The 19,756-nt window shown below is 46.7% G+C and carries 12 protein-coding genes; 7 read left to right on the top strand and 5 right to left on the bottom strand.

The window, feature by feature from the left end; translation table 11 throughout:
- The first annotated feature begins 140 nt into the window (after positions 1 to 140).
- Together Q0339_RS05515 and Q0339_RS05510 are read left to right on the top strand one after the other, a co-directional pair.
- Positions 141 to 1,784 carry an AAA family ATPase gene (locus tag Q0339_RS05515; protein ID WP_298077820.1) on the top strand — a complete coding sequence of 548 codons (1,644 nt, stop codon included), beginning with the start codon at positions 141 to 143 and terminating at the stop codon, positions 1,782 to 1,784.
- A 55-nt stretch (positions 1,785 to 1,839) separates the two neighbouring features.
- Positions 1,840 to 2,706: a DNA adenine methylase gene (locus Q0339_RS05510; RefSeq protein ID WP_298077819.1), complete on the top strand. Its 867-nt coding sequence runs from the start codon at positions 1,840 to 1,842 to the stop codon at positions 2,704 to 2,706.
- 324 nt (positions 2,707 to 3,030) lie between these two features.
- Here the strand turns inward: Q0339_RS05510 and Q0339_RS05505 are convergent, their stop codons facing one another.
- Positions 3,031 to 3,657: a CpXC domain-containing protein gene (locus Q0339_RS05505; protein ID WP_298077818.1), complete on the bottom strand. Its 627-nt coding sequence runs from the start codon at positions 3,655 to 3,657 to the stop codon at positions 3,031 to 3,033.
- 224 nt (positions 3,658 to 3,881) lie between these two features.
- On the opposite strand from Q0339_RS05505, the gene Q0339_RS05500 reads away from it, so the two are divergent.
- The 4 genes from Q0339_RS05500 (at position 3,882) to Q0339_RS05485 (ending at position 14,147) form a co-directional block, all read left to right on the top strand.
- The gene (locus Q0339_RS05500; protein ID WP_298077816.1) at positions 3,882 to 5,192 is read left to right on the top strand and encodes an alpha-L-fucosidase; all 1,311 of its coding nucleotides are present in this window, start codon (positions 3,882 to 3,884) and stop codon (positions 5,190 to 5,192) included.
- 164 nt (positions 5,193 to 5,356) lie between these two features.
- Positions 5,357 to 6,184, top strand: coding sequence for an MBL fold metallo-hydrolase (locus Q0339_RS05495; RefSeq protein ID WP_298077928.1), 828 nt, complete (start codon positions 5,357 to 5,359; stop codon positions 6,182 to 6,184).
- 200 nt (positions 6,185 to 6,384) lie between these two features.
- Entirely contained in the window at positions 6,385 to 10,950 is a 4,566-nt protein-coding gene (locus Q0339_RS05490; RefSeq protein WP_298077814.1) for a bacterial Ig-like domain-containing protein, read from the top strand.
- Between the two features lie 158 nt (positions 10,951 to 11,108).
- Positions 11,109 to 14,147 (top strand): glycoside hydrolase family 2 TIM barrel-domain containing protein, encoded by a 3,039-nt coding sequence (locus Q0339_RS05485; RefSeq protein ID WP_298077812.1) that lies wholly within the window; start codon positions 11,109 to 11,111, stop codon positions 14,145 to 14,147.
- A 79-nt stretch (positions 14,148 to 14,226) separates the two neighbouring features.
- Here Q0339_RS05485 and Q0339_RS05480 read toward each other — a convergent pair whose 3' ends face one another.
- From Q0339_RS05480 to Q0339_RS05465, 4 genes are all read right to left on the bottom strand, one after another.
- Complete coding sequence (locus Q0339_RS05480; RefSeq protein ID WP_298077811.1) at positions 14,227 to 14,829, bottom strand: hypothetical protein; 603 nt, start codon at positions 14,827 to 14,829, stop codon at positions 14,227 to 14,229.
- Positions 14,830 to 14,845: 16 nt separating this feature from the next.
- Positions 14,846 to 15,442 (bottom strand): hypothetical protein, encoded by a 597-nt coding sequence (locus Q0339_RS05475; RefSeq protein WP_298077810.1) that lies wholly within the window; start codon positions 15,440 to 15,442, stop codon positions 14,846 to 14,848.
- Between the two features lie 94 nt (positions 15,443 to 15,536).
- Complete coding sequence (gene epsC, locus Q0339_RS05470) at positions 15,537 to 16,124, bottom strand: serine O-acetyltransferase EpsC (RefSeq protein WP_070756490.1); 588 nt, start codon at positions 16,122 to 16,124, stop codon at positions 15,537 to 15,539.
- Positions 16,124 to 17,032, bottom strand: coding sequence for a cysteine synthase family protein (locus Q0339_RS05465; protein WP_035363955.1), 909 nt, complete (start codon positions 17,030 to 17,032; stop codon positions 16,124 to 16,126). Before Q0339_RS05465 ends, epsC begins: the two co-directional genes overlap by 1 nt.
- A 191-nt stretch (positions 17,033 to 17,223) precedes the next feature.
- On the opposite strand from Q0339_RS05465, the gene pcrA reads away from it, so the two are divergent.
- Positions 17,224 to 19,623: a DNA helicase PcrA gene (gene pcrA, locus Q0339_RS05460; RefSeq protein ID WP_298077809.1), complete on the top strand. Its 2,400-nt coding sequence runs from the start codon at positions 17,224 to 17,226 to the stop codon at positions 19,621 to 19,623.
- Positions 19,624 to 19,756: the final 133 nt, after the last annotated feature.

The following is a 19,756-nucleotide window of genomic DNA, read 5'->3' as shown; positions in this document are numbered from 1 at the left end:
AATATTCTTCTTGGTATATACTAGGGTAAGGTTATATAGTTAATCATTGAATGTGGACAATGAGTTTTTATTCGAGTCTTTTATGGAACTCTCAGTAGGTAATGAATATCATATCCACTGCAAATATAGGAGGGGTTTGAATGGTGAAAAAACTACAAATAGAAAAATACCGAAAGTTAAAGAATATAGACATTGACTTTTCTGAAAATGTAAATATTATTGCGGGTACGAATGGGACATGTAAAAGTTCAATCTTGCATTTGGTAAGTAACTCATACAAGGCGCCTATTGCGAAACGTAATCCCATTATGAAATTGATTAGCCAACTAAATAAACTAACTAATCCTAAGATAGAGTCTTTAACTCGAGGAGATAAAAAAACATACAAAGATCCAGCTAAAGGTGTGACAGGGACATTATATACTGCGTACTATTCGGAGAATAAGAAGCTAGGCTTTCGACGGCATAATTCAGATAAGAATATGCGTTTTGCAATAAAGCCAAAGTACGGTAATAAAAGTGGAGAAAAGCTCCCAGAACTACCCGTAATCTATCTTGGACTCTTCAGACTTTTCCCATATGGAGAGTTTCTTTTAGATGAATCTTTAAAAAAAATAACAGGACAATTACCGGACGAAATGCTTAAGGTGTTAAGTGATTTATATTATGAGTTTACAAATTTTCAGATTGAGTTTTCTCGCCCTCAAAATATGGGTGGGATTAAGACTAGGCAAGAGTTTGATTCCACATCCCCCGGAATAGATTCTAATACTATTTCCGCTGGAGAAGATAATCTTCTAATTATTTTGTTGGCATTAGTATCTTTACAATATTATTTTAAAGAGCATACTGATAAAAAAGAAGGGATCAGTAGCATATTACTTATAGATGAATTTGATGCTTCTTTGCATCCTGCTTTTCAGATTAAGTTATTAAAAAAGATAAAGGAATATAGTAAAGACTATGGAATTCAGGTTATGTTTACGACACATAGCTTAACGTTATTAAAAAGAGAAAACATAAAGGATGATAAAATAAAACTCATATATCTAATTGATGATAGCAACAAAGTAAGGCTAATGCAGGATCCTGACTACTATAAAATTGAGACACAACTTAATGAGATTGTTGGCCGAGATAGAGGCTTTGCTAACAAGATACCCATTTTTACAGAAGATGCAGAAGCTCGATTATTTTTAGAATTAATCTTTGAATATATGGAGAGAAAAACACAATTAGATGTTAAGAAGTTCTTTTACTTGGTAAATGCAACGTTTTCCGCAGAGACTATTAAAACACTGTCTAATGATGACGTTTTACTAAAATTCACTTTTCGTTCAATCTATATATTAGATGGGGATCAATCAAAAAACGATCTTAATAGGCATCTAATATGTTTGCCTGGGAAATTGTCTCCGGAAGAACTAGCATTTAATCATAGCAATAGCCTATCTGATGGTTTTTGGAGTGATAATTATACAATTTTAGATCATGATGGATATAATGGAAAGCAATTAGCAAAATTACGTAATGAGATTGATGAGAACGCGTCGAGATTGAAAACTAGGCAGCAAGAAAGAAAAAGCAATAAAGGAAAACAGAGAGAGTTTAATAAAAAAATGTTTAATAATCATTCTATATTGTGGAAATCGGTCCTCGAAGACTGGATTAACTGTAATACAAAGGATATAGATAGCTTTATTGAAAATTTACGCATAGTTTTCCATAAAACAGCTGAATTCTACGGAATCCAACCCGAAAGATGGGATTTATCAAAAAGGTAGCGAAAATTGGCAAATTCTGTTATTCTATTAGGGATTGTGAATGGGAGGGGAGTTTATGCCTCATACGAAAACGCCATTAAGGTATCCAGGGGGTAAAACCCAGCTAGCAGGTTTTGTTTCGCATTTAATTAACGAAAATGAAATGGAACATGTTATATACTGTGAACCGTATTCTGGTGGATTTGGAGCGGGACTAGAGTTATTATTCTCAGGTGTAGTCGAAGAGGTAATCATTAATGATTTAGATTTAGGTATATATAGTTTATGGTATGCTATACTATATGAATCTCACAGATTGATTGATTATATTCAGGATACTTGTGTGGATATTTCCATGTGGAAAAAGCAAAAAGCTATATACCATCAATTAATTGATGGTAACGCGTATGATTTTAAACTTGCCTTTGCTACACTGTTCTTAAATAGAACTAATAGATCCGGCATAATAACAGGGGGACCGATTGGAGGTAAAGAGCAATTAAGTAAGTATACGTTAGACTGTAGATTTAATAAAGATACTCTAACTAAAAAGATTAAGCGCATTAGTAAATTTAGAAATCGAATACATCTTTATAATTTAGAAGCAAACACACTAATTAAAGAGGTGTTGCTATCGAAATCTGCAGACCATCTTTTTATTTTCTTTGATCCTCCATATTATAATCAAGGTAAAAATTTATACAAAAATTTCTTTCTTCATGAAAACCATGAAGTTCTACGGAATCATATTGAATTGCTTAATAACTATAAATGGATTGCGACTTATGATTACGAGGAGCCTATAAAAATTCTGTATCAAGATTTACCCAGTTACGTGTACACTATAAGATATTCGGTAAATAGAGTACGTAAAGAAAAAGAATATCTATTCCATAGCCCCGCCATTAAAGTTACGAATCACCCTTCCATACAATTTATATGAATATAGATTTGTGATAATCCTACAAGTAGCTAATATATAGATTCTTTACGTCTAGCGGCAAGTAAGGAGATTTTACCAGAGTTTCAAATTTAAAATTCAATTTTAAATGTTTGATAATGTTAGACTAGGAGCTTAGGATTGAGCTGTGAATATGGGATAAATGAATTGTTGGATTATTTACTTAAGTAAACCGACTAGATGCCGTGTACCCAAATTGCCTATTCTAGAAAATTTTTTTGGTGCCTACTCAATCTTTGACTAAAATAGTTACCTAATCGCAAAACAAGAGACTGGATACTCTAGCTTCCAGTCTTTTTTTGCTTTCTAAATCCAAGTTTCTTGAGCCAACCACTCTTGATTTACCACAAAAACTTGATCTTGGCCAAATTCAGGGGCCCGCTCAGCTACTTGCTGGTAGAGTGCCTCATCAAAGTCTAGCCCCAGCAAGCCAGAAGGAGTGTAGAGGTAGAACAATTTGTCTCCTTCAGGGTTAAGTCCGAAGTAGAGGTCGACTAGGTCATTAGGAAGGCTGTCGGCTTGTTTTAAGGCCTGTTTGACTGCTTCCATGATACGATCATCATAGCCGGCAGTGAAGATGGCTACTTTCTCCATGAAGTCCAAGGGATTGGTTACTAGGCGGACTTGGTAGTCGGCATAATCAGGTCCGTAAGAGGCGACCGTCTCGGGCAATTGCTTGAGGAGTTGAGCGGCTTCCACTTCGTTTGGCTGGTAGTGTATTCTGACCTTGCGAACGCGGCCTTCGTAGAGGGTAGGGTAGAGGATACGTTCCTGCTTTTGACACTTCTGGCAACTAAAGGTCGCCCAATCGCCAGAGATAATGCGGTCACGCAGAGGGGGCTCCATATCGCCAGTCACAAGCAAGAGAACTTCGAAATCTTGGACATGCTGGCAATAAGGGCAGGCCATTTGGACAGTATCACGAACAATCATGAGGACAACTCCTTCGAATTTAATATGACAAGATTAATTTACACCTACTAGTTTACACCGGAATGATGGGGCTTACAAGTATTGGTTTTATTGGAATAGTAGGGGGATCTAGCAAGTTTGTTGTAAACGCTGTCTTTTAGGGCTATAATAGATGTGCAATAATGACTATTTTTAGGAGGACACAAAATGAAGTTATCATCTATCAACCTTGGAGGTGGGCCTTCATGACCCAGACTCTGGCTCAAATTATGGAACGGACTCAATGGTTCCGTCAGGCGCGTTTTGGCATGTTCCTACACTGGGGGCTTTACAGCATTCCTGCTCGAGGTGAGTGGGTCTACAGCCATGACCCAGGAATCGTGGAAAGATACCCCAGCTACCTAGACTGTTTCAATCCCGAGGGCTACCAACCTCAGGAATGGGCGCGACAGGCCAAGGCGGCAGGCATGCAGTATATGATTCTGACGGCTAAGCACCACGACGGTTTCTGCCTCTTTGATAGTCAGTGGACGGACTACAAGGCAACTAATACCCCTTGTGGCCGTGACTTGGTACGAGAATTTGTTGACGCTGCACGTGCTGAAGGACTAAAGGTTGGCCTCTATTACAGTCTCTTAGACTGGCACCACCCTGACTATCCTCATGCAGGCGACCCTTATCATCCCCGCAAGCACCAAGCAGCTGATCCGGGGCAAGATTTCAATCGTTATGTTGAATATATGCACCGTCAGGTCGAAGAATTAGTGACCCAGTATGGCCGATTGGATATCCTCTGGTTTGACTTCTCTTATGGCAAAATGTGTGGACAGGCTTGGCGGGCCCAAGAATTGATTGAGCTCGTTCGGGGCCATCAACCTTGGATTTTGATTGATAACCGTCTAGAGACTTCTGGCGAGGGCTTTGGCAGTATTGTAACGGAGACCATTAGCGACTATGCTGGGGACTTTGTCAGTCCTGAGCAAGTGGTGCCACATGAGGGCATCCGTAACGAAGCCGGGGACTTTGTCCCTTGGGAACTCTGCTTGACCATGAATAATAACTGGGCCTATCACGCTAGAGACCATCACTATAAATCATCGGCAACGCTCATTCATAAGCTAGTGGAGTGCGTAGCTAAGGAGGGCAACATGCTGCTCAATATCGGGCCAACTGCTCAAGGTCGCTTCCCAGCCGAGAGTCAGGCTATTCTGCGTGATTTTTCTGACTGGATGAATTTACACGCGGAAAGTATCTATGGCTGCGGCTATGCAGACCTGCCAAAACCTGACTGGGGCTACTATACGCGCAAAGGCCAGACCATCTACGCCCATCTCTTCGAGCAACCGATTGGGCCCCTTTATTTGCCGGGCATTGACCGCGATCAAATCAAACGTATTTCTTGGTTGAATGATGGCTCAGAGCTTCAGGTTTCGGATAGTTGGAATATCAAGGCCTTTCCAGGCTTGACCTTCGTCCAAATGGGGGAAGTGGAGCATTATACTTATCTCCTACCTAACCAAATTGATGCCGTACTGAAGATTGAATTGAAGGATTAAAAGGATATAGAGGCTAGGTCAAACTGGCCTCTTTTTTATACGCATATTACTAGCACTGAAGGGTCCTTTTGCGTATACTAGACAGTGGAGATGAGACTAGGAAATAATTCCAGAGGGTCTTAGATAGCGTGTGATTTGAAGATAGGGAAGTAGGCGAGTGTGTGATTGTAAGAGCGCAGGAAATAAGCCAGAATGCCAATGGCTTAAGATTTTCAATCTTGGCGTCCGGTAGTAGCGGCAATGTCACCTATGTGGAGTCAGACCGCCAACGACTCTTGGTCGATGCGGGTTTGAGTGGCAAGAAAATAGAATCTTTGATGGCCCAGATTGACCGCAGTGTGGCCGATGTGGATGCCATTTTGGTGACGCATGAACATAAGGACCATATTCATGGGGTAGGCGTTCTATCCCGCAAATATAATTTGCCAGTATATGCTAATAAGGCAACCTGGCAAGCCATGGATGGGATGCTGGGGGCCATTGACCCTGACAACCGTCGCGAGTTAGAACCAGATCAGTTGGTGACCTTCGGGGACTTGGATGTCTTAACCTATCAAGTCAGCCATGATGCGGCCATGCCTCAATTCTATGCCTTCCAACAGGGAGATAAGCAGTTCGTCATGTTGACGGACTCAGGCTATGTCAGCGAAAGACTTCGTAGCCTCTTGCAGAATGCCAACGCCTATCTGATTGAATCTAACCACGAGATTGAAATGTTACGCTATGGCGCCTATCCTTGGTCGCTTAAGCAACGGATTTTGGGTGACAAGGGCCATTTGTCTAATGAAGATGGCGCCCTGGCCATGGTCGATATGCTAGGGACTAGCACCCAAGATATTTATTTGGGCCACTTGAGTAAGGAAAATAACACCAAGGAATTAGCCCTCTCTACCTGTACGGGTATTCTAGAACAACATGATATTGAAGTCGGTCGTCGACTCAAGGTTCATATGACCGATCCAGAACTAGCGACGCCACTTAAGTACCTTTAATCACCTGAATTCAAACCCGCCTTTTGGCGGGTTTTTTATCTTATGTAGAGGTAGATAAGAACAAGTCTTTGCTAGTCAAGAGGGTGGCATACAACAGCCATAATTTCTGATAATTTATCTATAGTTTTGAGATAGTTATTGTGTAAGCGCAGTCATATAATGGGGGTAAAGCAAGACCAAATATGAAAGGAGTTAGAAGTATGAGCAAGACAAGTGTTTCCCCCCATTGGCAGATGAAGGCAGCCCTAGCCTCTTCCCTGGCCATTGGTTTGTTGTTGGCCGGAGCCCCTCGGGTAGCGGCGGAAGAAGTGGTGACTTCAGATACAGAGGCTACCATAGACCAGCTTAGTCCCGAAACTGAGGTCAGTCAGACTGCCACGTCCCCTAGTGACAATTCGAGCCTAAGTGAAGAGCCAGCCTCAAGCCCAGCTAGCAGTGAGTCAGATCAGACCAGTCAAGCGAGTGCAGAAAGCAACCAAGCAGTTGCCAATCCTGCCCCTGCTCAAGAAGTGCCTGACACACCGCAAAAGCAAGGTGGAGAGGTCAAGCCAAAGGAAGTGAAGTTCCAAACCTGGCAAGAACTCCTAGATTGGCAACCGGGAGCGCGTCAGGATGACGAAATTAACCGGGCCAGTGTCCCCCTAGCTTCGCATTATCAAGGACATGTAGTCAACCCAACGGCTAACCCAGATGCTAAGGTTCAAGCCCTATCGAATATGAACGCCAAGGCGGAAGACCATTCCTCTGTTGGGGGCGAGGAGTTTAAGACCTATGCCTTCGACCACTGGCAATACCTGGATTCCATGGTATTCTGGGATGGTTTAGTGCCAAGCCCTGATGTCATTGATGCTGGCCACCGTAATGGGGTGCCAGTCTATGGGACCCTCTTCTTCAACTGGTCCACGAGTCGTGCTGACCGCAAACGTTTCTTGGAGTTCTTGCAAGAGGATCAAGAAGGCTCTAACACCTTCCCGCTCGCGCGCAAGCTAGTTGACGTAGCCAAATACTATGGCTATGATGGCTACTTTATTAACCAAGAAACCACCGGCCATGGCCTCTATGGCAAGGGTGAGAAGATGCGGCAGTTCATGCTCTATGCTAAACAATATGCGGCCGAGCAAAAAGTGAATCTCAAATTTTCTTGGTATGATGCCTTTGATATTAACGGCCAACGTAATCACCAAAACGCCTTAACAGAAGTTAACCGCGATTATATGAAGGCAGAAAAACCACAAGGTCCTGTTCCAGTCGACGAGTTCTTCGCCAACTTCAACTGGGGTAAGGCATCAGTGGATGAATCGGTCAATAGCGCTAAGGCTGTCAATCGTTCCCAGTATGATGTCTATATGGGCTTTGAATTACAGAAGAACTCTTATAAGACCCAGGTGCCATTCTGGGACTTGCTAGATGACCAAGGCAAGCTTCGGACTTCCTTGGGGCTCTTTGCACCGGATTCCATCCTAGGGATTGGGACCACCGGGGAAAGTTACCACCGGGAAGAAAACAACTTCTGGACGGGCTTGCAACAAGACCCAACCAAGCCAAAACCAGAAGATAGCACTTGGTATGGCTTGTCTGGCTACATCGCTGATAAAACAGCCATTCTAGGCGACCAATTCCACACCAGCTTCAATACGGGTCACGGTAAACGTTGGTATGTAGATGGCCAAGTCTCTAAAGACTCTGAATGGAACTACCGGTCGGTGTCTGGTATTTTACCAACCTGGCGTTGGTGGATTCGTTCTAAGAATGGGGAAGCTGGCCTTAAGGGTGACTATGACTTTGAAGATGCCTATAACGGCGGGAACTCACTTCAATTTTCTGGTCATTTAGGGGCTAAGAATCCCGAAGAAGCCATGCTTTATGCCACCAAGTTAGCTGTGGGTGAGACTACGCAGTTGAAGCTAGCCCACAAAGGTGGCCTAGGAAGCCGTGTCCGGGTCGGCTTAGCCACCCAGGCCAACTATAGCGCCGATAGCTTCCATTACTTTGATTTAACGCCAGGCAAAGACTGGCACCAAGATACTTTGGACCTATCTAGCTTGAAGGGCAAAACGATCTATGCCATTAAGTTTGCCTTTGAGAGTGAGACAGATCAAGCTGCTTATCGCTTCAACCTAGGGCAAATCGACCTCTTGAAGACGGCAACAGCCCCTGTGGCCCCAAGCCAAGTACAGGTTGTGTCTAAGCAACTCAGCTCTAGCCGTCAGGCACAAGCCCATCTAGCCTTTACACCAAGTGCCAATGCGGATTACTATGAAGTCTATCAAGAAGTCGCACCTAATAAATGGCATCTACTGACTGGTTCATCTAACCACCATATTTATTTAGCTAAAGTGACTCGACCACAGGATGCTAATGGGACGACTCAACGGCTCAAAGTGGTGGCCGTGGGCAAGAATGGCTTGCGGTCCGAAGCCGGCTATGCGACTTTTGACTGGCAAATGACTACGTCTGATACGACACAACCACAAGAGCAGGCACCTAATATTGTGCCAGGAGCTACTGTGACCTTTGCATCCGGGCCTAGCGATGGTTCTGAGCCAGCTGACGCCATGTTGAACGGGACCATTACCTCTAATGCCGACAAATGGTGTATTCTAGATCCTCAAGGTCATGTCGACATTAAACTCAGCCAAGTCAGAACGGTCCGTCGCTGGGTGGTTGAACATGCTGGGGCTGGTGGCGAGTCTGTCAATGACGGTCTCATGAATACCCGCGACTTTGACCTCTACTACAAGGATATGACCACCGGAGAATGGTTACTGGCTAAATCAATTCGTGGCAACCGTGCTCATGTAACGGATGTGGACCTAGATCGACCAATCACCGCTCAAGAATGGCGTTTGGACGTGGTGACTTCCCATAACGGAACGCCTTGGGGAGCGATTCGAATCTATAACTGGAAGATGTATGAACAAGCTGCTTCCAAAGAATCCACCAACCTGCCAATGGCTAATGTGGCCGCTCAATCTTTGGGGGATGGCTATGTCCAAGTTGGTTTGAACAAGGTGCCTGCCAAGGCCACAGTGAGACTTTATGCTGACCGGGAAGCGACTCAGCTACTAGGGGAAGTAAAGGCTGATCAAGCGGGAGACTACAGTTTCCAACCAGTTCGCTTAGCAGAAGGCAGCCATTTGCTCTACTATAAGACCTGGGAAGAAGGCAAGGAAGCTAGCAACCTATCCGCAGTCTTAGTAGATTCCACGAGCGCTCACCAAAAGATTCAGGAAGTCAGCTTGGAACATGGCTTAGAGCAAACGGTCTATCATGTCAAGGATGGCTTGAATCTAGCAGGTGCTAAATTGCGAGTTCGTCTAGAAGGAGCCAAAGAGGATCAATTCATTAACCTGACCCACCCAGGGGTGACAGTCAGCGGTTATGATGCGACTAAGCTGGGTGCTCAAGATCTAACGGTCAGCTACCTGGGCCAAACCCTAGCTCAAACGCTGAGAGTCTATGTAGCTAAGGCCGATTCGAACGATGACAGTAAGGAAATTACCCATCTGGCTATTACGACTCTGCCAAATCAACACTATCGTCCAGGCCAAGACTTGGATTTATCCAAGGGCAGATTCCAAGTAGTGTATTCAGACCAAAGCCACCACACCCATACCTTCCAAGATCCAGGTGTTACAGTCTCTGGTTATGACCCTCAACGATTAGGTGAGCAGAAAGTAACTCTGCACTATCAAGACTTTACCGTGGACTTTTCTGTTTGGGTGGAAAAAGAAGAGGCTAACTTGGAATATCTCAACCAGAAATTAGCTGAAGTTGAGCGCCTGCTTCCGCACTACCGCTATCAATTTGCAACCCCAGAAGAACAGGCGGCCCTTAAGGATAGTGTCAGCAAGGCTCAGGACTTAGTTAAGACAGCACAGACCGCTGAGCAAGCTCAGGTAGATGCGGCACTCGCTAATTTGAATAAAGCCCTAGGCAAGCTATCGGGCCAGAAAGGTCGCGATGAGGCGCGCCTAGTTCTAGGCGCAGTGGCCTCATTAGGTCAGGACTGGGCGGACCGTCTACAAGATCCTGAATTAAAGGATAAACTAAGCAAACAAGTCAGTCAGGCACGGACCTTGATGGACCAAGACTTGGTAAGTCCGGCAGACTTTGCGACAGCTAAGGCTCAACTTGAAGAAAGAATCTTAGCAGCTAAGAAAGTCACGCCGACCGTCTTGCATGACCCAAGTCACGATGTCACCGTCGCCTTCTCAGGGCTGGAGCCAAGTCGGATTGCGGGTCTCAAGGTTGGTAAGCTAGGGCCAGAAGACCTGACGGAAGCTGAAAAACAAGCCTTAGCGGGACGGCAAGCCCTTGTCTATGATATTGAAGGCCAAGACGCTCAGGGTCGGGATGTGGATACTCAATATCCAGCTAAGGTCAGTCTACCAGCGCCTCAAGGCCAAAAAGTAGAACAAGTACTCTTCTTGCCTGAGGACGGGCCAGCACAAAGTTTGCCTTTCCAAGTGCAAGATGGCCGGCTTGTCTTTGAGGGGCCACACTTTACCCACTACGCCTTAGTCTTCGCTAAAGCGGAACAAAGCCAAGAACCGAGTCAACCAGGGCAAAGTGATCCGGTTGGGCCAGAAGAGCAAACACAAGCAAGCCAAGCTAGACCGGCTGGTGACAAGGTGCTAGCAGTTGCTAGCCATGAGGACCGCCTACCCGAAACGGGTGAGAGCCCATCTGGCTTTGTCCTAGGTGGACTGGTCCTCTCATTCTTAGGAATCTTAGGACTCCGTCCTAAACGTGAAAGAGAGTAAGAAGGCAAAAAAACTGCCCCTTAGGGGCAGTTTTTTGTGGAGAATTGATAACAAGTTTGGGGTGCGTGGGTTCCTGGCCAAGGGACTTATGCTATAATAGAAGAGAAGGAAGCGTATCCAGGTGTTTCGACCTGGTCATGCGCTGAAGGGGGATAGCCATGTTAATAAGTAACTTTTTTGAAGACCTGAGTCTTCAGTCTGTTGGCCAAATGCCACAGGCGGCCTACTTCATTCCCTATGGGAATTTAGAAGAGGCCAAGCGAGCCAAGCGGCGACAGGAATCGTCTCGTTTTGTGAACTTGAATGGGGATTGGGATTTCCATTATTTTGATAATGTCCGCTTGATAGAAGCGCCTTATTGGTTGACGACTCACCAAGAGGACTTGGATTGGACCACGATGCCGGTGCCGAGTTGTTGGCAGTATCAGGGATACGATCACTTTCAATACACCAATACGGAATATCCCATTCCATTTAATCCGCCTTATGTGCCTTATGCCAATCCTGCCGGGCTTTATAAACGAAGCTTTGAGATTAGGGATTTAGCAGACCTGCCTGGGACAGAACTGGTGCTAGAAGGAGTAGACTCAGCTGCTTATGTCTGGGTCAATGATCATTTTGTCGGTTATGGGCAAATTTCGCACAGCTTGCAAGTTTATGATTTAACCCCTTATATCAAAGAAGGGCAGAACCAGCTAGCAGTGCTAGTTCTCAAATGGTGTGATGGGACTTATCTGGAAGATCAGGACAAATTCCGCATGAGTGGTATTTTCCGCGATGTCTATCTGAGACGGCGGTCTGTTCAGGGACTAGTTGATTTTCATCTGCGTCCCCAAGTAGCGCCAGATGGCCAGTCGGCCCAGTTGGAATGGTCTTGGTCCCTTAATCAGACAGGGGGGAGCTGGTCCTATCGCTTGGAAGATGCGGAGGGGCAGCTAGTCTTGGAGGAGACCAATCTGCCACTGGATTCTAGCCAGCAGACCTTGACCTTGTCCCTTGATGAGCCTCATCTCTGGTCGGCTGAAAAACCATACCTATACACGCTCTACTGGTCGGTGGCAGGCGAGACCTATAAACAAGCCATTGGTCTGCGTGAGTTAGCCATCGATAAAGCTGGCCTCTACTGTAACCATCAGGCTATCCGACTCATAGGGGTTAACCACCACGATTCTTGGCCGGATACGGGAGCGACGGTGACCTTGGAACGCCAAGTTCAGGACTTGATGCTCATCAAGCACCATAACTTCAATGCTATTCGGACGGCTCACTATCCAAAGTCACCAGAATTCTATGAGCTATGTGATCGCTTGGGCTTTTATGTGGTCAGTGAGGCCGACATAGAGTGTCATGGGGTGGTAGATCTATATGGCCGTGGCTATAGCCGCAACTTTAATCAGATAGCGGAGGATCCTGAGTGGCAAGAGGCTCTAGTAACTCGTATGGCAGCCAATGTCTTGCCATTGCGGAACTTTTCCTCCATTATCATGTGGTCGGCGGGTAATGAATCAGGCTTTGGCGTCAATTTCGAAGTCCTGCTGGCCCAAGCCAAGTCTTGGGATCCGACACGGATTCTGCACTATGAAGGCTATTATTTCCGTGACCCAGCTAAGGCGCACAATAAGCAGCATGTGGAAGTCTACAGTCGGATGTATCCTTCTATTGAAGAAATCGAGACGCTCTATTTCAGCGAGGGGGGCCAATATGCACCACTTGATCGGCCGCTCATGCTCTGCGAGTATGCCCATGCCATGGGCAATGGACCGGGTGGTCTGGAAGATTATTATGACTGCATGCAGCGACATCCTCAATTGATTGGACTCTTCGTCTGGGAATGGTGTGACCATGCTATCGCAGTGCCACAAGCGGGGCAAGCAGAACTTGCCTACCGTTACGGGGGCGACTTTGGCGACTATCCGCACTTCGGCAACTTCTGCATGGATGGCTTGGTCTATCCTGATCGGACCTTGCATACGGGTCTCTTAGAGCATAAACAGGTCTTCCGGCCAGTCCGCTTAATTGACTTTGATTTACAAGCCCATCGAGCTTGCTTCCGTAATGACTATGCCTTTTTGAATTTGGCAGAGGCCCTCTACTTGCGCGTGGAAGCCTTTAATCGGGAGGGCTTGCTCTTAACTAGTCAAGACTGTGCAATTTGGCAGGCTGAGCCAGGTCAAACTACTTGGGTCGACTTAACTTGCTGTGGGGACCTAGCTAGTATGGCCAGTGTCCGCTTTGTCTATTTGGGCCTGGAAAATGAAGAGGAATATGGCTTCGACCAGGTAAGCTTGGCAGCCTATGAAGTCCCTAGTCTGAGCCAAGCGCCACAAGCCGTCAGTGGCCAGGAAGGCCTGGCCAGTTATCAGTTGACCTGGGGCGACCTAGTCTTGACCTTTGATAAGGGGAGAATGGCGCCAAGTCAAATTAGCTATGCCGGTCAGGAACTGCTCAAGCAAGCTGCCTTCTGGCAAATTTGGAGGGCTCCAACAGATAATGATCGCCATGTTCGTAAGGAATGGGAAGCGGCCAATTATCATCACAGTCAGCTTTGGATTCGAGACAGTCACCTAGAAGTTCAAGCAGATGGTGTTAGCCTACATTTCTCAGGGGCTATGACGGCGCTGGCGCGGCAGAATCCATTGAGTCTGACAGGGGCTTGGAAACTGGCTAAGGATGGCCAGTTAAGTTTGGAAGTCCAAGCTAACTTGGATAGCCAAATGCCTTTCTTGCCACGCTTTGGCCTTTGCCTGCCATTGGTGGATGCCCAGACGGTTCATTATCTGGGGCAGGGACCTTTTGAAAATTATGCCGACAAGCAGGCGGCTAGCTACCGGGCCCAATTCAGTTTGGATGCCGGAGATTTCTATGAGCCTTACATTAAGCCGCAAGAAAATGGCAACCGTAGCCAGGTGTCATGGCTAGAAGTTGTCCAGGCGCCGGTTCTCTGGCAAGTTCAAGACCAGACTCCAGCTAGTTCGGGGCTTAATTTCAGTCTATCGCCTTATAGTGCGCAGACCTTGAGCCAGACTAGCCACCGCGATCAATTGCCGGAGCCATCGGGCTATTATCTCAACCTGGATTTAGCTCAAAGTGGTCTAGGGACCAACTCCTGTGGTCCTGCCTTGCCAGATGCCTATCGCATTACAGGACCTAGCTTGTCCTGTCGCTGGACCATGGCCTGGCGGCCCCTGGACAACTAAGCCTCAAACAAGAAATCCAGGGCTCTTGTCCCTGGATTTTATAAAAATAAGGCTAAGTTCTTTACTTAGCCTTTTATGTTTATTCAAAGTCTTTGACCATGGCCTTGTAGAAATCATGGTTGTAAATAAGGAAGAGATCGTACTGTGGTTTGTCAGGCTTTTTCTCGTCCTGACCGATGCGGTGGCCACTTAGGATAAGGCCGAAATCCTTAGTCTCGACAAAGACCTTATCGACAGGCGAGGGTTCCCGATTAAGCAATCGCTCCATTTGGGCTTCAGGTTTGACCCCTAGGCCTGCCATGCGTTGTCGGATGCTATCGGCGTCTAGCTTAGCCATAGCGAAGGCTAACACCTTGTTATCGGGAGTTGATAGGAGCACTGCCTCAGGACCGAAGCGGTGGATGGTGTACTTGAAGTCGGTATTAGCTAGTTGAGATTCCTTGCTGTCCGTTACTTCCCATTTGAAGACTTGAGCGAGATTGTCAAGAGTCTTCTTAGCATCCTTGAGGTCTAAGGCTTCCTTCAGTTTAGGAGTCAACTCGTTGCTAGCAGCTTCTAGGCTTTCGTAAGAAGTTTGACTTGAGCCAGACTGGCTAGATTCAGATGACGATTGGGCCAGTACGGGGCTAGTCGTTAAGACCAGACCGGCTGCTAATAGGCTAAGTTTCTTGAATAGAGACATATACTACCTCCTTGACTTACTTGTCTGAGATGGCATCTTCAAAACGAAGACTTGGTTTGACTTGCATCAGATAGCGGAAGAGTTCAATGAGATTGTCGTATTTTTGCTGACTGACAGTCCCCATATCTAAAGAATGCATTTCCTGCTCACCTTCTCTCATGTAGAGGAAGAAGAGGTGGTTGGATGAGACATGTGGGCCGTCTTTCATGCGTTCAATCTTTACACCGATTAGGCTTAACTCTTCGATTTGGTAGTCAATGAAGCCGTTTTTGATATAGAAGAGGGTATCGCGGTAGACATAGAATTGGTTGAGTGGGTCCACAAAGCTAGCTTGCTCCGTCAGCAAGGAGAGGTTGTCACGCAATTCAGGGTAGCGTTGGTAGGTCGCTTCGTAGCGTGCCTTGGTTTCCCGTCTGATTTTGAAAGCCAGGAAAATGAAGCTGATGCCCATAGGGATAAAGAGTAGGCCAAAGATACTAGATATGATAAGGCCAACCTGATCCTGTTTATTGATTGCACTCGGGATATTGAGAACAGCCCAAAGACCCATGAGGATGAAGAAAATCCCGAATGGTAAGGCTGTGAACATCGCATGATTATTATTCTGTTTCATTGAAAACCTCCTAAGATAGTCTTTGCCTTATTATAGCATAAGGTTAGGTTTCTTGTCTTTGATTGCCAATCAAAAAGAGGCTGAGACACTTGTCTCAGCCTTTAGCCTTTGGCTCTGAAGCAGAGCTAGTAGAAGTCTTGTAGAAAGGCACAATTTGGTCCTGCCCCGGGTACTTAATCCAGACGGGGGCTTCGTATACGATGGCACCTGCAGGCACATCTTGCTTGATGACGACATTACAGCCGATTTTGGCTCCTTGGCCGATTGTGACATTACCCAGAATCTTGGTGCCCGCTCCAATCAGGACATGGTCTTCAAGCGTTGGGTGGCGCTTGACGGGGTCTAACTTGGTCCCGCCGAGGGTCACGCCCTGATAGAGGGTGACATCCTTGCCAACTATGGCTGTCTCGCCAATGACGATGCCCATGCCATGGTCCATAAAGAGGCCAGGGCCAATTTGGGCGCCAGGATGAATTTCAATACCGGTCACGCGACGGGCGCGTTTGGCTAAGAGTCTAGCCAGAAGTGGATGGCCTTTGACATAGAGCGCATGGGCAATGTAGTGGTAGTTGAGAGCCTTAATATGTGGATAGGTCCAGAAGACCATCCAAGGCGACTTGGCAGCAGGGTCAAGGGCCATGACGCGTTGAATATTATAGGAAAGTCGTTGCCAGAAAGACATTAAACTTGGACGTAGTTCCCACCTTCAAAGTCCAAGACGGAGAGATATTTCTCTACGCCATCAGGTAAGATGGTCACAATTTTTTTGTCAGGATATTGGGCAGCTAGTTTCTTAGCCCCGGCCAAGGCTGCACCAGACGAAATACCGACCCCAATACCAGTCGTCCGGATAAAGTCTTTGGCTTCAGCGAAGGCTTCGTCATTGCTGATAGTTAGGACTTGGTTGGCTAATTCAGGTTTGAAGTTACCTGGCAGGAAGCCAGTCCCAATCCCTTGAATCTTATGGGCGCCGGCCCGGCCTTGGCTGATAACAGGTGAATCTTCTGGTTCTAAGGCCACTGCTAGGACGCCTGGTTTGTGTTCATTCAAGTATTCCACGACCCCTGTGAAGGTACCGCCAGTCCCAATCCCTGCGACAAAGATATCAAGGTCTGGCACTTGTTCTAGGATTTCCTTACCTGTAGTTTGGTGGTGGTAAGCTGGGTTAGCTGGATTATCAAATTGGCTCAAAATAATAGCGTTTGGATAACGGCTCTTGATTTCTTCCGCCTTAGCGATAGCTGCCTTCATGCCGCCTTCTTTTGGAGTCAAGACGAGTTGCGCCCCGTATGCTTTGATAAGTTGGCGACGCTCCACGCTAAAGCTTTCAGGCATGATGACAACTGCCTTGAGACCCAAGACAGAGGCCAGAAGGGCGACTGCAATCCCAGTGTTACCAGAACTTGGCTCAACAAAGATGGTTTCAGGCGTTACTGCACCTGCTGCTTGAGCTGCTTGAATCATACCCAGAACGGCACGATCTTTGACGCTGCCACCCAAGTTGTACTTCTCGAGTTTGACATAGATATTGCTATTGTCTAATTGATAGACAGGGGTATTGCCGATAAATTCTAATGATGTTTGGGACATATAGTTCAACTCCTTCATATTTGGCTGTCATCAGCCGACTTATTGTTGATAAGTATAACACAGTTTGGTATGTCTGGCGCGGGTTTAGGGCTATTTTGGCTATCTTAATTTCATATAACCAGCTATAGTTTTTGACTTGAAAGGTGAGTTTAGTCTCAGGATTTGTTATAATGGGAGTTGAGATTTAGAAGATGGAGGTTGGGCATGTGACGGCGCTAGATACGTTGATTAAAGGCTTAAATTCAAAACAAAGAGAGGCGGTTCTGACTACGGAAGGGCCTGTCCTCATTGCAGCCGGAGCAGGGAGTGGTAAGACGCGGGTTTTAACCCACCGCATCGCCTACCTGATTCAGGAGCGGCAAGTCAATCCTTGGAATATCCTGGCCATTACCTTCACCAATAAAGCAGCAGCCGAGATGAGAGAACGGGTCCAACGTCTAGTGGGGGAAGAGGCTTCTTCTATTTGGGTGGCTACCTTCCATGCCATGTGTGCCCGTATTCTGCGTCGGGAAATCGAGACGCTGGGCTATGCCAAGAACTTTACCATTATTGACCAGGGCGAGCAGCAGACCCTGATGAAGCAGGTCTTGCGGGACTTGAACTTGGACAGTGACCAGTATAACTACAAGGACTTGCTTTGGGTCATTGATGCGGCTAAGAACCAAGGCTACTTGCCGGATGACTTCCTAGCTTCTGATAGTGGCTATATTCATGAGATTCATGCCAATATCTACCGTAATTATCAGAAGCGACTTAAGGCCGCCAATGCTCTGGACTTTAATGACCTGATTTTGCTGACCGTGCGACTTCTTGAGCAGAATCCGACCATCCGCCAGTTCTATCAGCAGAAATTCCAATATATTCATGTAGATGAGTATCAAGATACCAACCATAGTCAATATCGCCTAGTTCAACTCCTGGCGGGGTTGCTTAAGAATATTTGTGTGGTGGGGGATGCTGACCAATCTATCTATGGTTGGCGGGGGGCCAACATGGCTAATATCCTTAACTTCGAGCAGGACTACCCTCAAGCTAAGGTAATCTTGCTAGAACAGAATTACCGTTCAACTCAAACTATTCTTAAGGCCGCTAACAGTGTGATCGAGAATAACCTCCAGCGTAAGGATAAGCAGCTCTGGAGTGACGGCCAAGTAGGGGAAAAGATTCAAATCTATTCTGCCGATAGTGATTTGGAAGAAGCTGATTTTGTTACGCGAACTATCCGGCATTTGCGGGACCAAGAAGGCGCCAACTATAGCCAAGTAGCCGTGCTCTATCGGACTCAGGCCCAATCACGGGGGCTAGAAGAAGCCCTCTTGCGGTCCAATATGCCCTACAAGGTAGTAGGGGGACTTAAGTTCTATGCTCGCAAGGAAATCCAGGACACTTTGGCTTATCTGCGGCTTTTGGACAACCCACATGACAACCTCAGCCTTAACCGAATCATTAATGTGCCTAAGCGGGGGATTGGGGCAACAACGGTGACCAAGTTGGCTGAATTCGCGGATTCCCTGGGGGTCTCCTGGTTTGAGGCCATTGGGCGCCTGCATTTCTCCAATTTCTCAGCCAGTGTTCAGAAAAAGCTGCTGGACTTTGCCCAGTTGATTGAAAGCCTGCGCCAGCAAGTGCCTTTCTTACCACTCCGGGACTTAACGGAAGAAGTTTGGGATAAGACGGGTTACCTTAAGTCGCTTAAGGAAGAAGGGACGGTAGAGGCGGCCAACCGCTTGGAGAACTTGGAAGAATTTGCCTCAGTCGTCACCCAGTTTGACCAAACGGAGCGGGAGGCGATCTTGGAACAAGATCCTGATTATTTGGCTCAGACTCAGGGCCAGGAAGAAGTGGCTTTGGCGCCACTGACCCAATTTTTAACTGATGTCTCCCTTATGACCGATGCAGACAATCAGGAAGAGGCCTTAGATCAGGTGACCCTTATGACCCTACATGCAGCCAAGGGTTTGGAATTTCCTTATGTCTTTATGGTAGGCATGGAAGAGGGACTCTTCCCACTGCGTCGGGCTAGTGAGAATCCTGACGAGCTAGAAGAAGAGCGACGTCTGGCCTATGTGGGCATGACCCGGGCTGAACGCGCCCTCTATTTGACTGCTAGCAAGCGACGCCTGCAATATGGCCGAACCGTGACCAATCCACCTAGTCGATTTTTAGATGAAATCCAACCTGATTTAGTCGAGTGGTTAGGTTCTGGCCGTCAATCAAGCGCCTACGGCCAAAGCAGCTGGAAGCAGACCTGGTCTGATAGCCCTTCTTCTTGGACGGGCTTGCATCATCAGCCAACCGTCAATGTCGCGCCTAGTCGGACCATTCGCAAGCAAGAAGCGGGTGACCGTCGCCTTAAGAATCAAGCGGCCCTTCGTCATAAGGGGCCAGTAGCTGGGGCTAGCACTTCCGCAAGTGGAGCAGGTCAGACTTGGCAGGTCGGTGATAAGGTCCTTCACAAGACCTTCGGCCAGGGCACCATCGTTAAGGTGGCTAAGGCTGGCAAAGACCAACTATTGAGCGTGGCCTTTGCCTCGCAAGGCATCAAAGATTTGATGGCAGCCTATGCCCCTTTGACTAAGGCAAATGAATAAAATAAGCCAAGCTGAGACTGAAGTCTCAGCTTTTTTGCATGACTGATGTCCTTGATGGTGGCCAAGCCACAAGGGCATATTGCACTTTTGTAAAAAGTTCGCATTTTCCGAGAAAAATTCGCTCAAATGCGCT

The sequence above is a fragment of the uncultured Abiotrophia sp. genome (assembly GCF_938010525.1).
GTDB lineage: Bacteria > Bacillota > Bacilli > Lactobacillales > Aerococcaceae > Abiotrophia.
This window is presented reverse-complemented; position numbering and strand designations above follow the sequence as displayed.

What these genes read in the sequence shown, in the direction of transcription:
- Q0339_RS05515 (WP_298077820.1), top strand. Translation starts at nt 141, where the DNA reads ATGGTGAAAAAACTACAAATAGAAAAATACCGAAAGTTAAAGAATATA.
- Q0339_RS05510 (WP_298077819.1), top strand. Translation starts at nt 1,840, where the DNA reads ATGCCTCATACGAAAACGCCATTAAGGTATCCAGGGGGTAAAACCCAG.
- Q0339_RS05505 (WP_298077818.1), bottom strand. Translation starts at nt 3,657, where the DNA reads ATGATTGTTCGTGATACTGTCCAAATGGCCTGCCCTTATTGCCAGCAT.
- Q0339_RS05500 (WP_298077816.1), top strand. Translation starts at nt 3,882, where the DNA reads ATGACCCAGACTCTGGCTCAAATTATGGAACGGACTCAATGGTTCCGT.
- Q0339_RS05490 (WP_298077814.1), top strand. Translation starts at nt 6,385, where the DNA reads ATGAGCAAGACAAGTGTTTCCCCCCATTGGCAGATGAAGGCAGCCCTA.
- Q0339_RS05485 (WP_298077812.1), top strand. Translation starts at nt 11,109, where the DNA reads ATGTTAATAAGTAACTTTTTTGAAGACCTGAGTCTTCAGTCTGTTGGC.
- Q0339_RS05480 (WP_298077811.1), bottom strand. Translation starts at nt 14,829, where the DNA reads ATGTCTCTATTCAAGAAACTTAGCCTATTAGCAGCCGGTCTGGTCTTA.
- Q0339_RS05475 (WP_298077810.1), bottom strand. Translation starts at nt 15,442, where the DNA reads ATGAAACAGAATAATAATCATGCGATGTTCACAGCCTTACCATTCGGG.
- epsC (WP_070756490.1), bottom strand. Translation starts at nt 16,124, where the DNA reads ATGTCTTTCTGGCAACGACTTTCCTATAATATTCAACGCGTCATGGCC.
- Q0339_RS05465 (WP_035363955.1), bottom strand. Translation starts at nt 17,032, where the DNA reads ATGTCCCAAACATCATTAGAATTTATCGGCAATACCCCTGTCTATCAA.
- pcrA (WP_298077809.1), top strand. Translation starts at nt 17,224, where the DNA reads ATGGAGGTTGGGCATGTGACGGCGCTAGATACGTTGATTAAAGGCTTA.